Annotated in this window: 14 protein-coding genes and 3 tRNA genes; 13 read left to right on the top strand and 4 right to left on the bottom strand. The window is 73.0% G+C overall.

Annotation, left to right across the window (positions count from 1 at the left end; genetic code table 11):
* Positions 1–40 precede the first annotated feature (40 nt).
* The 3 genes from ABIB37_RS03415 to ABIB37_RS03405 all read right to left on the bottom strand — a co-directional run bounded on the left by ABIB37_RS03415 (position 41) and on the right by ABIB37_RS03405 (position 363).
* Positions 41–113: transfer RNA gene (locus tag ABIB37_RS03415), tRNA-Phe, on the bottom strand.
* Positions 114–172: 59 nt separating this feature from the next.
* A tRNA-Asp gene (locus tag ABIB37_RS03410) sits at positions 173–250 on the bottom strand.
* 40 nt (positions 251–290) lie between these two features.
* Positions 291–363: transfer RNA gene (locus tag ABIB37_RS03405), tRNA-Glu, on the bottom strand.
* A 276-nt stretch (positions 364–639) separates the two neighbouring features.
* Between ABIB37_RS03405 and ABIB37_RS03400 the strand changes: the two genes are divergently transcribed.
* Positions 640–2,070, top strand: coding sequence for a peptidoglycan DD-metalloendopeptidase family protein (locus tag ABIB37_RS03400; protein ID WP_354256708.1), 1,431 nt, complete (start codon positions 640–642; stop codon positions 2,068–2,070).
* 72 nt (positions 2,071–2,142) lie between these two features.
* Here the strand turns inward: ABIB37_RS03400 and ABIB37_RS03395 are convergent, their stop codons facing one another.
* On the bottom strand, positions 2,143–2,688 hold the full coding sequence (locus ABIB37_RS03395) for an inorganic diphosphatase (protein WP_354256705.1): 546 nt from the start codon (positions 2,686–2,688) through the stop codon (positions 2,143–2,145).
* A gap of 47 nt (positions 2,689–2,735) precedes the next feature.
* On the opposite strand from ABIB37_RS03395, the gene tilS reads away from it, so the two are divergent.
* From tilS to folE, 12 genes are all read left to right on the top strand, one after another.
* A complete protein-coding gene (gene tilS, locus ABIB37_RS03390) occupies positions 2,736–3,728 on the top strand; it encodes a tRNA lysidine(34) synthetase TilS (RefSeq protein WP_354256702.1) in 993 nt (330 codons plus the stop codon).
* A 93-nt stretch (positions 3,729–3,821) separates the two neighbouring features.
* Positions 3,822–4,619, top strand: a complete 798-nt coding sequence (locus tag ABIB37_RS03385; RefSeq protein WP_354256699.1) for a hypothetical protein — start codon at positions 3,822–3,824, stop codon at positions 4,617–4,619.
* Positions 4,620–4,778: 159 nt separating this feature from the next.
* Positions 4,779–5,612 carry a hypothetical protein gene (locus ABIB37_RS03380; RefSeq protein WP_354256696.1) on the top strand — a complete coding sequence of 278 codons (834 nt, stop codon included), beginning with the start codon at positions 4,779–4,781 and terminating at the stop codon, positions 5,610–5,612.
* Positions 5,609–6,349, top strand: coding sequence for a hypothetical protein (locus ABIB37_RS03375; protein WP_354256693.1), 741 nt, complete (start codon positions 5,609–5,611; stop codon positions 6,347–6,349). Before ABIB37_RS03380 ends, ABIB37_RS03375 begins: the two co-directional genes overlap by 4 nt.
* On the top strand, positions 6,346–6,729 hold the full coding sequence (locus tag ABIB37_RS03370) for a hypothetical protein (protein WP_354256690.1): 384 nt from the start codon (positions 6,346–6,348) through the stop codon (positions 6,727–6,729). Before ABIB37_RS03375 ends, ABIB37_RS03370 begins: the two co-directional genes overlap by 4 nt.
* Before the next feature lie 6 nt (positions 6,730–6,735).
* On the top strand, positions 6,736–7,101 hold the full coding sequence (locus tag ABIB37_RS03365; RefSeq protein WP_354256687.1) for a hypothetical protein: 366 nt from the start codon (positions 6,736–6,738) through the stop codon (positions 7,099–7,101).
* Between the two features lie 32 nt (positions 7,102–7,133).
* Positions 7,134–7,895, top strand: coding sequence for a hypothetical protein (locus ABIB37_RS03360; RefSeq protein ID WP_354256684.1), 762 nt, complete (start codon positions 7,134–7,136; stop codon positions 7,893–7,895).
* 67 nt (positions 7,896–7,962) lie between these two features.
* Positions 7,963–8,514: a hypoxanthine phosphoribosyltransferase gene (gene hpt / locus ABIB37_RS03355; RefSeq protein WP_354256681.1), complete on the top strand. Its 552-nt coding sequence runs from the start codon at positions 7,963–7,965 to the stop codon at positions 8,512–8,514.
* Between the two features lie 125 nt (positions 8,515–8,639).
* Positions 8,640–9,461, top strand: coding sequence for a hypothetical protein (locus tag ABIB37_RS03350; protein ID WP_354256678.1), 822 nt, complete (start codon positions 8,640–8,642; stop codon positions 9,459–9,461).
* 82 nt (positions 9,462–9,543) lie between these two features.
* Positions 9,544–10,278 carry a hypothetical protein gene (locus tag ABIB37_RS03345; protein ID WP_354256675.1) on the top strand — a complete coding sequence of 245 codons (735 nt, stop codon included), beginning with the start codon at positions 9,544–9,546 and terminating at the stop codon, positions 10,276–10,278.
* Positions 10,279–10,345: 67 nt separating this feature from the next.
* Positions 10,346–12,301, top strand: coding sequence for an ATP-dependent zinc metalloprotease FtsH (gene ftsH / locus ABIB37_RS03340; protein ID WP_123696980.1), 1,956 nt, complete (start codon positions 10,346–10,348; stop codon positions 12,299–12,301).
* Entirely contained in the window at positions 12,301–12,867 is a 567-nt protein-coding gene (gene folE, locus ABIB37_RS03335) for a GTP cyclohydrolase I FolE (protein WP_354256672.1), read from the top strand. Before ftsH ends, folE begins: the two co-directional genes overlap by 1 nt.

The following is a 12,867-nucleotide window of genomic DNA, read 5'->3' as shown; positions in this document are numbered from 1 at the left end:
CGGGAACGACGAAGCCCCCGCACGGCGGGGGCTTCCGGTGTGGCTCCGACGGGCGTCGATCCCGTGACCTCACGATTTTCAGTCGTGCGCTCTACCAACTGAGCTACAGAGCCAGGCGGAACATCGTCCGCCCTTGCACGAGGCCCTCTCTCTCGAGAGGGGCCAAGGGCAATGGCGACCCTGACGGGACTTGAACCCGCGACCTCCGCCGTGACAGGGCGGCGCGCTAACCAAACTGCGCTACAGGGCCATGCTGGTAGACCCATCGTACAGAACGAATCTGCCCTGAGTGACCCCAACGGGATTCGAACCCGTGCTGCCGCCGTGAAAGGGCGGTGTCCTAGGCCTCTAAACGATGGGGCCGGGCGCCGGAGCGCTCGACTACCGAGGGTAGACGCTACAGCACGCCGGAGGCTCGGTGCAAACCGGACGCGGATGCCGCGTGTCTGCGCGGCCCGCGAGCCCCGTGGCGCGGGCGTTTCGGGTTCGGACGGGTTCGTCGACACGCCATAGCGCATCGCGAGGAATCCAACCTTCAGCCGGAGCATGAATGTTGGTAGAGTTGCCCCCATTGTGTGCGCGCACCGCGGTGGCACGATGGACCTGAGCAGCGCCTGGCGCTGCCGAACGAGGAGTCACATGGCGAGGCCCGACCGGACCGGCGCTGGCGAGGCGACCGCCCACTGGCGCGGCCTGCGCCACGCGATCGCCACCTCCGCCGCGGTCGCGGGCATGGTGCTCGTCATGGTCGTGCCGGGCACGCCTGCCGCCGACGCCGTCGACGACTGGGGCTTCCCCACCTGGGCCGAGGTCGAGGCCGCGCGCGGCAACGAGTCCGCGAAGAACGAGCAGATCGCGCAGATCCAGGGCCTCATCGCCCAGCTGCAGACCGACCTCCAGACCGCCCAGGCGCTCTCCGAGCAGCGCGCCGCCGAGGCCATCGAGGCGCAGGGCCGCTACGACGAGGCCGTCGCGGTCGCCGACCGCCTCCAGCAGCAGGCCGACGAGGCCTCGACCCGCGCCACGGACTCCGAGCGCGCCGCCGGCCAGCTCGCCGCGCAGCTCGCGCGCTCCGGCGGCACCGGCGACATGAGCGCCGAGCTCTTCGCCAACCCCGGCTCTGCCGACACCTGGCTCTACCGGCTCGACCTCATGGACCGCGTCGCCGGCACGGCCGACTCGCTCTACGAGCAGGCCCAGCGCGACGCCAACACCGCGCAGGCGCTCCAGGACCAGGCCGCCGTCGCGCGCGAGGCGCTCCTCGGCCTCAAGCAGGAGGCCGACGCCGCCTACGACGCAGCGCTGCAGGCATCCGCGGCAGCGCAGGCCGCCGTCGAGCGCGAGCAGAGCCACCGCGTCGAGCTCGAGGCGCAGCTCGCCGTGCTCGTCGAGAACCGGCGCGCGACCGAGGACGACTACCAGGCCGGCCAGCGCTGGCAGGCCTACCTGGCCGAGCAGGAGCGCATCCGCCTCGCCGCCGAGGCCGCCGCGCGTGAGGCGGAGCGCCAGCGCTGGATCGCCGAGCAGCAGCGCCAGGCAGCAGCAGCGGCAGCGGCGGCAGCCGCCGCGGCGGCGGCCAACCAGGGCAACGGCGGCGGTGGCAGCAGCGGCGGCGGCAGCGGTGGCGGCGGGTCCGTGCCGGTCGCGCCGCCCGCATCCAGCGGCTGGCAGACGCCGCACTACGGCCGCTTCAGCTCGGCCTACGGCTGGCGCAACGACCCGCTGGGCGTGCTCGGCCGCAAGCTGCACGCGGGCGTCGACATCGTCGCCGGCTGCGGCACGCCGATCTACGCGCCGGCGAACGGCACGGTCGCGCTGCGCGGCCGCGACATCTACGGCGCGAACATCCTCTACATCAGCCACGGCGGGGGCGTACAGAGCGAGTTCGCCCACATGATCGCCCCGGCGGTCGTCTACCCGGGCCAGAGCGTCCGCGCCGGCCAGGTCGTCGGCTACGAGGGCTCGACGGGCCACTCGACCGGGTGCCACCTGCACTTCCAGATCCGCGTGAACGGCTCGCTCGTCAATCCCGAGCCGTTCCTCAACGCGCGGGGCGTCTACCTGCGCTGAGCCGCCGGCCCGAGCGACGCAGACATGCGAAGAGGGGCGCACCTCGCGGTGCGCCCCTCTTCGCGTCTCGTCTCAGGCGGTGACGTCGCGGCCGCCCTCGGGCTTCTCGACGCTCTCGCCGGACTGGTCGCCGTGAGCGGCGTCGAAGGCGGCGTAGCCGGCCTGGACGGTCGCCTCCGCGGCCTCCACGCCCTCCCACTCGCCGAGCTTGGCCCACTTGTTCGGCTCGAGGTCCTTGTAGTGCAGGAAGAAGTGCTCGATCTCGTCGCGCGTCTGCTGCGGCACATCCGTGATGTCCTGGATGTGCACCCAGCGCGGGTCCTTCTCGAGCACGCAGATGACCTTCGTGTCGATGCCGCCGTCGTCCTCCATGTTGAGCTGGCCGACGGGGCGCACGCGCACGAAGACACCCGGGGGCACCGAGTACTCGAGCAGCACGAGCGCGTCGACCGGGTCGCCGTCGAGGCCGAGGGTGCCCTCGAAGAAGCCGTAGTCCGTCGGGTAGACGAAGGTCGTGAAGAGCACGCGGTCGAGGTACACGCGACCCGTCTCGTGGTCCACCTCGAACTTGTTGCGGCTCCCCTTGGGGATCTCGATGACGACGTCGTAGGCGGCCAAGAGCGGCTCCTTCTCGTGGTGGTGCGGAATCGGCATAAGGTTACTTCATGCCCGAAAGCGACCGTCGACCGCGGCTGACGCCTGCCGTCGCCGACGTCCGCCGGGCCGTGCGCGAGTCGATCGCCGACCTGCCGGAGGGCGCGCTCGTGCTCGTCGCCCTGTCCGGCGGACCCGATTCGCTCGCCCTCGCATCGGCCACCGCCTTCGAGGCCGCCCGGTCCGGAGTCCGGGCCGGCGCCGTGATCGTCGACCACGGCCTGCAGCCCGGCAGCGCCGACATCGCCGAGCGCGCGGCGGGCCAGGCACGCGAGCTCGGCCTCGACCCGGTGCGCGTGATGCCCGTGCAGGTCGCGACCGACGGCAGCCCCGAGGCGGCCGCCCGGCAGGCCCGCTACGCCGCGCTGCTGCAGGCGCGCAAGGAGGAGGGCGCCGCCGCCGTGCTCCTCGGCCACACGCTCGACGACCAGGCGGAGACCGTGCTCATCGGGCTCGCGCGCGGGTCGGGCTCCGAGAGCCTCTGGGGCATGCACCCGCGCATCGGCTTCCTCCGTCGGCCGCTGCTGCAGGTGCGGCGCGCGACCACGCACCAGTCCTGCCGCGACCAGGGCCTCGACGCGTGGAGCGATCCGCACAACGACGACGACCGCTTCCTGCGCGTGCGCGTGCGGCACCGGGTGCTGCCGATGCTCGACGAGGTGCTCGGCGGCGGCGTCGCGCTCGCGCTGACGCGCACCGCCGACACGCTCCGCGAGGACGCCGAGGCGCTCGCGCACTTCGCGCAGGAGCAGATCCTCGACCTCGTCGAGCACGCCGAGGGCGGTCTCTCGCTCGACGTGGGCGGGCTGGGCGCCAACCCGCCCGCGCTGCGCCAGCGGATCATCCGCCTCGCCGTGCAGAGCGAGTTCCACGTCGCGCTCTCGCGGCAGCAGACCCTCGAGGTGTCGCGCCTCGTGACCGACTGGCACGGCCAGGGGCCGATCCACCTGCCGGGCATCCGCGTGACGCGCGACGGGCGTCGGCTCGTCTTCGTCGCGGCCTGAGCGCTGCCTCGTGGCGCGGTGTGACCGTCGCGCGCTGCCGGACATGTCAGGTTCGACGGACGCGCCGCGTCCGCTGACCGGAGGAGCCACCTGATGCGTCCCCCTCGCGACCGCACCGCACGGGCGCTCCGCGCTGCCGCGCTGCTGCTGCCGCTGCTCGTGCTCGCGGGCTGCGCGCCGGGGCCCGCGCCGGCCGACTCCGCGCCGCCCGCGCCGTCGGCGACCGGCGATGCCCCAATGCCGACCCCAGCGCCGACCCCCGTTCCGACCGCGACGCCGACACCGACCGCGGTGCCGGCGCCTCCCGCGACCGCGACGCCGGCGCCCCCGGTCGCGACGGCGAGCCCCGGGTGGCAGCGCTACGAGGCGCCGGACGGGCGGAGCAGCTGGCGCATGCCGCCGGGCTGGACCGTCGACATCACGACCGAGGTCGTCGAGGGCAACCCGGCGTGGACCGACCACCGCGGGCTGGTGCGCGACAGCGCGGGCACCCCGATGCTCCGGTTCGAGGCGGTCGCGAGCGGCGGCCAGTACGCCACCGATTACACGCCGTGCACGAGGCCCGCCACCGAGGTGCTCGACGCGGCACCGATGGGCGGTGCTGTGGCCTCCGCGGGCGCCGCGCGCGTCGCGGTCGCCTACGAGGGCGCGAGCGGGGTGATCTTCGCAGCCGGCATCTCGCAGAACGATCCGCATGCCGCGTGCGAGCCGGGGATCATCGCTCTCTACGACACGGGATACGACTACCTGGTCTTCGAGATCGTCGACGACGCCGGGCTCGCGGCGCCGGTGTTCGACAGCTTCGACGCGGCGCGCGCGTATGCGGAGACCGACGAGTACCGCGCCATCCGCGATGTGCTCGCGTCGTTCGAGGTCGTTGCACGATCGTGATGCGCCGTCCAGCCGACGGCCACCTGCCGGCTGCCGCGGTGCGGTTCGATGCAGTGGAGTGCTTCGTGATCGAACCGTGACCTCGCGCGGGTGACCTCGCCGTCGGGGCGGACATGTCGGGTTGCACGACACCTGCATCTTCGTCACGAGAGGATCACGATGATCACCCCACGGCTGCGCGCGGTCACCGCCGCACTCGCCCTCACCGCGCTGCTGGCGGGCTGCGCCGCTCCCGCGGCGGAACCGACCGAGGCCCCCTCGGCCACGACCGGGACGCCCACGACCGAGGCACCCAGCGCCACCGCGGCGTCGTCGACCCTCACGCCCAGCGCCTCCTCGGCCGACGAGCGGGATGCGCCCTCCGAGGCACCGGGCGTGACGGTCGCCCCGCCGGCACCCGAGCCTCCTGCCTGGTCGGGGCCGACGGCGGTCGACACCACGGACTGGCAGACGTTCACGATGCCCGGCGGCGAGGCGTCGTTCCGGCTCCCGCCCACCTGGGAGGTGCGCGGCGTGCACGCGTTCGCTCCCGGCACGGCGGAGCCGGCGGGCTACGCGCACGTCTACACCGACGACGGGGAACACCTGCTCGGCCTCCACCTCGACGCGGAGCCGTGGACGCTCCGATGCGACGGCCCCGGGATCGACGCGCGCGTCCTGCACGAGGAGCCGGTGGAGCTCGCGATCGACACGCCTGGGCAGCTCTCGACCCAGGTGCGCTTCGACGCGCTCGGCGTGAGCGGATCGATGTCGATCTCGCTGACCGACGGCCGGCCGGACGCAGAGGGCTGCACCGACTCGTCGGTGGACGTGACGAGCGGTGCCAACGGCATCGCATCCGTCGCCTTCGGCACCGGCAGCCCGGGCCCCAGCCTGTCGTCACCGCCATCCTTCGCCGGCTTCTCCTCGGCCGGCCGGGCGCTGGAGCTGGTCGATCAGGACCGGCTCGCCGCCGCCTGGACGATCGTGCGCTCGCTCGAGGTGCACCAGTGACCGGCGCACGACGGGCCGCCGTCCTGCCGCTCCTCGTCGCACCGCTGCTGCTCGTCGCCTGCGCCGGCGGAGCGCCGGCGGCGACGACCGCACCGCCCGCTTCGTCCGCGCCGGCGTCCGCGTCCCCGACCGCTGCCGCCTCGCCGACCGCTGCGCCCGAGGCGACGTGGCACCGCTTCTCGACGGAGAGCGGCATGGCCTCGGTCAGCATCCCCCCGACCTGGACGGTCGAGGGCGGGGCCGTGGCGAGCGACGTGGGCGACGTGGAGTGGATCTGGGTCCGCAACTCGCTGCAGCACGAGATGGCGCTCCTCGCCATCGGCAACGGAGGCGACCGCGGCGGGGCATGCGACGACTGGGACGGCGACGGCACCGCGTTCGTGCCCGCGCGGATCCACCTGGTCGAGGAGGTCGACGTGACGGGCGAGAGCCTCGACGACGGACCTCCGGCGTACCTCTACGCAGCGACCGTGCAGCCGGCCGAGGGGGACTTCTCGTTCCACGTCGGCTACAGCACCGAACGGCCAGAAGGAGATCGCATGCCGTGCCTCACCTACGACGACGTCGCCGTGCCGGAGGGGTACCCCTGGGTCACGCTCGGCACGCCCTCGGCGTCGATGGGCGGAGGGCTCTGGCAGGTCGACTCGTTCGACGCCGGAGCCGCGTACGCCGAGACCGAGGAGTACGCCGCGCTGGTCGACGTGCTCCGGTCGCTCCGGCTCGAGGCCGCACGATGAGCCGCCGCGGTGCGGCCGCAGCAGCCCTGACCACGATCGCGCTGCTGGTCGCGGGCTGCGCCCCGACGGCCGGGGGTCCGGGGGAGACGCCCGCGGCGACGCCCACGGCCACGGCCACGCCTACGGCAAGCGCCGAGCCGACGCCCACGGCGAGCCCCGCGCCGACGCCCACGCCGACGCCCTCGTCGACCGATCCGAGCGCCGACTGGCAGGAGATCGCGACGCCCAACGGCACGGCGACGTTCCGCATCCCGCCCGGATGGACGGCGGAGGTCGGCGGGGAGGAGGTCGCGTACGACGGCGAGCAGCACTGGGTCAACGCCATCGCCGTGCGCAACGAGACCGGGACCGTGACCGCCAGCTACTACGACGGCCCGTAGGACGACGTGGGTGCGGCCGCCGACTTCGGCGTCGTGCGGTCGACGCCCGTCGAGACGCTCGACGCCGACGAGCTCGCGGCAGCGGGCGACACGAACCGCACGTACCTCGAGCACTTCGCGAGCGCGTGGTGGACGACGGGCGACGGCACCACCTTCACCGCGCACGCCGGGCTGGCCACGTCGCCGGCGGGCGAGAGCGCACCGGCATCGACCGTCATCGACGGGGAGCGCACCGTGTCGTTCGGCGTCCGCGGCGAGTTCGCGAGCGAGGCGGCGGCCGTCGCGTGGCTCGAGAGCGACGACGTCACGGCGCTGCTCGAGATCGTCGCGACGCTCGACCTGACCGGCATCCCTGCCCCGGCGCTCCCATGAGGGCGCGCTTCAGCCATCACGAGAGGACTCCCATGCACGACGCCCGACTCCGAGGAGCGGCAGCCGTGCTCGCGCTCGGTGCGCTGCTCGCCGGCTGCGCCGCACCCGCGACCGAGCCGAGCGCGGCGCCCACCGCGACCGATGCCCCGGCCGCGACGCCGACCGCCACGGCTGCGCCGACGGCGAGCGCCGACCCGATGGCGGACTGGCAGCTCATCCAGCCGGAGTCCGGACGCGCACAGTTCCGCATCCCCGCCGACTGGAGCGCCGACGTGACCTTCGCGGAGCAGGATGGCGAGCCGATCGACGGCGTCACCGTGCGGCGACCCGACGGGCAGCCGCAGCTCACCTTCTCGCAGGCGCCGGGCGACGTCGGCGGGATCTGCACCGTCGAGGGCAGCGATGGCGTCTCGACGCCGATGCTGCCGGACAGCGAGCTGCTCGACACGGCTCCACTCACCCTCGGCGACGGCTCGGCCGATGCCGAGGCGGTCGCGTTCGGGGCGGTCGCGGTCGAGCTCGAGGACGGGCGCTGGATCTTCGGGATGGGCATCACCGCCGAGGAGTGGCTGCAGGAGCCGCTCGGCTGCCCGTTCTACTTCATCACCACCGGTCCGGCACCGGAGGGCGAGCCCGGCGGCATCATGACCTTCGCCACGGAGTCGCAGCTGAGCGGCATGGGCGACGCCGCCATCTGGATCGTCGACTCGATCGAGGACGCGCGCGCCTACCTCGAGACGGAGGAGTACGCGACGCTCAAGCAGATCCTGCTGTCGTTCGAAGCCCGGGTCTGACGCGCGAGCGCGGTGCGACCGGCCGGTAGGTTGGTCGCACCGCCGACGCCGACCGCCAGGAGCGCAGATGGACTTCACGCACGTCGAGGGCGACCTCGCCAAGACCCTCATCACCGAGGACGAGCTGCACGCCAAGCTCGAGGAGCTCGCCCGCCAGATCGAGGAGGACTACGAGGGCCTCGACCTGCTGCTCGTCGGCGTGCTGCGCGGCGCGGTCATGGTGATGGCCGACCTCTCGCGCACGCTCCGCCGCCACATCGAGATGGACTGGATGGCCGTCTCGTCGTACGGCTCCGGCACCGTCTCGTCGGGCGTCGTCCGCATCCTCAAGGACCTCGACACCGACCTCACCGGCCGGCACGTGCTGATCGTCGAGGACATCATCGACTCGGGCCTGACGCTCTCGTGGCTCAAGGCCAACCTCGAGTCGCGCGGCGCCGCGTCGGTCGAGATCTGCACGATGCTGCGGAAGCCCGACGCGCTCAAGGTGCAGGTCGAGGTGAAGTACTGCGGCTTCGACATCCCCAACGAGTTCGTCATCGGCTACGGCCTCGACTACGCCGAGAAGTACCGCAACCTCCGCGGCATCGGCGTGCTCGCGCCGCACGTCTACAACTGACGGCCGGGCAGGACCCGTCGGGCACGATCGTGATCGGATCGTGACCGCCCGGATGTGACGCGTGGGCGACGATCGGACATGTCGGTTCGAGGGGCCGCCGCGCCCGATGAGCCCGAGGAGTCACGATGACCAGCACCACCGCCGCCGTCCGAGCGTCCGTCGCCGTCCTGGCGGCGCTGACGCTCGCGTCATGCGCCCAGCCGGGGACGGAGCCGACGGTCGCGCCCGACGGCCCGCCGCCCAGCGCATCCGCCACCGCGGCCCCGACCGCCTCGGCGTCCCCGACGCCGAGCGCCGCCGCCGGGGCGGCGTCGCGGGTGTTCGAGGCGCAGGACGGCGCGGTGCGGTTCTCGCTGCCGGAGGGCTGGTCGGTCGACGACCGCAGCGCGATGCACGAGGCGTCCGAGATGTACGATAACGGCCCCAGCTGGCTCAACGAGCTCGTCGTGCTCGACGAGGACGGCGACCGCATGCTCTGGTACCGCGAGCGCCCCGGCAACGACTCCGTCGACTGCCGCGAGGTGTCGGCAGACGCAGAGCGGACCGAGATCACGCCGTTCTCCGAGGAGCTCGTCGCCGCGCGTGCAGCAGAGGGCGAACCGATCGGGCCGACCTTCGCGCTCGCCGAGCTCGGCGAGGCTGCGCAGTTCGACGCGGCAGGGGAGCCCGGCGAGTGGTCGGTCGTGATGGGTGTCGTCACCACCCTGCCCGTCACGCAGGACGGCTGCTCCGACCTCACCGACGTGCTCTGGAGCGGCAGCCGCGTGGTGCTGCTCGACGTGGTCGGCGACGCCGAGCGCGAGGACGGCATCCCCGACCCCACGATCGACTTCCCCGACGAGCAGTCCGCTCGCGCGTGGCTCGGGAGCGCCGAGCACGACGCCATCATCGGCGTGCTGCAGTCGCTCGAGCTCACCGACGCGCCGCTGCTGGACGCGGCGCCATGACGCTGCCTCGGCGTGATCGCCGCGCCGCTCGCACCGGCGCGCTCACAGCCGAGCGTCCCCCACGGTTTGGGATGATGGAGCCATGACGTCCCCCGCCCGGCTGCTCGCCCCGATCGCCCTCGCGATCGCTGCCTCGGTCCTCGTCGGATGCTCCGGCACGCCGTCGCCTGACCCCCAGCCGACCATCCCTCCGGGCATCACCGCCCCGCCGCCCACCGTGCCGGCCACGCCGACGCCGACCGTCACGTCGGCCCTGCCCGCCGAGATCGCCGGCGTCGACACGAGCGGCTGGCAGCAGGTCCCGGTGCCGAGCGGCGCCGCCACGTTCCGCATCCCCGCCGACTGGTCGGTCGCGGAGGCCGCGGGCGGGCTCGACATCCTGCGCGCCGACGGCCAGCGGCAGCTCGGCTACGCCGAGGGCGTCTCGGCCGGCGACGGCAGCTGCGTCGACGGCTCCGGCACGCCCGTCGGCTGGCGCACCGCGGTGCTCGACCGCCAGGAGGTCACCCTCACCGGCGCATCCGGCATCGCCTTCGGCGCGGCCGCCCTGCAGCTGGGGGAGCAGTGGGTGGTCAGCGTCGGCCTCCGCCCCGCCGCAGACGCGCAGACGCCGCGCTGCCCGATCGTGAACGTCATCGAGACGCCCGTCGGCCTCATCAGCTTCGGCTCGGAGGTCAACGTCACCGGCACGGGCGTCGGTGCCCCGTGGGCGGTCGACTCCGTCGCGGCCGCGGAGGAGTACCTCGGCGGCGAGGAGTACGCGACCATCCGCGCGATCGTCATGTCGCTCGAGCTGCTCGAGCCGTCCGCGCCCTGAGCGAACAGGCGGCGAGGCCGCTCACCGCCGGGGATAGCCTGGTGCCCTCCCGACCCAGAAGGACGTCATGAGCTTCAAGAAGTTCCTGCGTGGGCCGATCCCGTGGATCGTCCTCGCACTCCTCATCGTCGGAGTCGCGTTCAGCTTCTTCATGACGCCGCAGTTCCGTCCGGTGCAGACGGATGTCGGCATGCAGATGATCCAGGACGGCCGCGTGCAGCAGGCGCGCATCGTCGACGGCGAGCAGCGCGTGGACCTGATCCTCACGGAGCCCGACGCCGAGCTCGGCGCGCAGGTGCAGTTCTACTACGTCGCGCCCCGCGGTCCCGCGGTCGTCGAGGCCATCGCGGCCGCCGACCCCGCCGAGGGCTACATCGACGAGGTGCCGCAGGGCAACTGGCTGCTGTCGCTGCTCGGGATCCTGCTGCCGGTGCTGCTGCTCGGCGCGCTCTTCTACTTCTTCATGACGCGCCTCTCCGGCGGCAACAAGGGCGTCATGCAGTTCGGCAAGTCGAAGGCGAAGCTGATCACGAAGGACATGCCGCAGGTCAAGTTCGCGGATGTCGCGGGCGCCGACGAGGCGGTCGAGGAGCTCGGCGAGATCAAGGAGTTCCTGCAGGACCCGACGAAGTTCCAGGCGGTCGGCGCGCGCATCCCGAAGGGCGTGCTGCTCTACGGCGCCCCCGGCACCGGCAAGACGCTGCTCGCCCGCGCGGTCGCGGGCGAGGCGGGCGTGCCCTTCTACTCGATCTCGGGCTCGGACTTCGTCGAGATGTTCGTCGGCGTCGGCGCGAGCCGCGTGCGCGACCTGTTCGAGCAGGCCAAGCAGAACGCGCCCGCGATCATCTTCGTCGACGAGATCGACGCCGTCGGCCGGCACCGCGGTGCGGGCCTCGGCGGCGGTCACGACGAGCGCGAGCAGACGCTCAACCAGCTGCTCGTCGAGATGGACGGCTTCGACGTGAAGACGAACGTCATCCTCATCGCCGCGACGAACCGCCCCGACATCCTCGACCCCGCGCTGCTGCGCCCGGGCCGCTTCGACCGGCAGATCGGCGTCGACGCCCCCGACATGAAGGGTCGCGAGACGATCCTGACGGTCCACGCGAAGGGCAAGCCCATCGCGCCGGGCGTCGACCTGAGCGTGCTCGCCCGCAAGACGCCGGGTTTCACCGGCGCCGACCTCGCCAACGTGCTGAACGAGGCCGCGCTGCTCACCGCCCGCAACAACGCGACGCAGATCACCGACGAGTCGCTCGACGAGGCCGTCGACCGCGTGATGGCCGGCCCGCAGCGCCGGACGCGCGTGATGAACGACAAGGAGCGGCTCATCACCGCCTACCACGAGGGCGGCCACGCGCTCGCGGCGGCGGCGATGCGGCACTCCGACCCCGTCACGAAGGTCACGATCCTGCCGCGCGGGCGCGCCCTCGGCTACACGATGGTGCTCCCGGTGAACGACCGCTACTCCGTCACGCGCAACGAGCTGCTCGACCAGCTCACGTACGCGATGGGCGGCCGCGTGGCCGAGGAGATCGTGTTCCACGATCCCACCACGGGCGCGAGCAACGACATCGAGAAGGCCACCGGCATCGCCCGCAAGATGGTCACCGAATACGGCATGACGGCAGCGGTCGGCGCGGTCAAGCTGGGATCCGCGCAGGGCGAGCAGTTCTTCGGGCGCGACATGGGCGGCAGCCGCGACTACTCGCCGACGCTCTCCGAGGCGGTCGACCGCGAGGTGCGGGCGATCATCGAGCAGGCGCACGACGAGGCGTGGCAGGTGCTCAACCGCAACCGCGACGTGCTCGACCGCCTCGCAGGCGAGCTGCTCGAGCGCGAGACGCTCGACCACCTGCGGCTCGCAGAGATCTTCGCGGACGTCGAGAAGCTGCCCGAGCGCCCGCAGTGGCTCTCGCACCCCGATCGACCGGTGAGCGACCGCCCGCCGATCGAGCTGCCCGTCTCGCAGCACGTCGACGAGGCCGTCGAGCCCGACACCGAGACCGTCGCCGAGGTCTGATGGCGGTCGACGGGGAGCGCATCGCCGCGGCGGTCCGCGAGCTGCTCGCGGCGATCGGCGACGACCCCGCGCGGCCCGGGCTCGCAGAGACGCCGCGGCGGGTCGCCGAGGCCTACGCGGACTACTTCGCGGGCGTCGGCGTCGACGCCTCCGCGCACCTCGACTCCGGCGACCTCGCGGGAGAGTCGGGCGAGCTCGTGCTGCTGCGCGACATCGAGTTCCGCTCGATGTGCGAGCACCACCTGCTGCCGTTCACGGGCGTCGCCCACGTGGCGTACCTGCCGAGCGACCGCATCGTCGGCCTCGGCCGCATCCCGCGCGTCGTCGAGACGATCGCGTCGCGACCGCAGATCCAGGAGCGGCTCACCGACGAGATCGCCGATGCGCTCGTCGCGGGCCTCGAGCCGCGCGGCGTGCTCGTCGTCGTCGAGGCCGCGCACGGATGCGTGGCCGCGCGCGGCGCGCGGCAGGCCAAGTCGTCGACCGTGACGATCGCGAGCCGCGGCACCCTCGCCGAGCCGATCGAGCGCGCCGAGATCATGGCGCTCATCGGGGAGCGGCGGTAG

Source organism: Agrococcus sp. UYP10 (genome assembly GCF_040547205.1).
GTDB lineage: Bacteria > Actinomycetota > Actinomycetes > Actinomycetales > Microbacteriaceae > Agrococcus > Agrococcus jenensis.
Note: the sequence above shows the minus strand (reverse complement) of the source record. Positions and strands in the feature narration are given on the sequence as shown.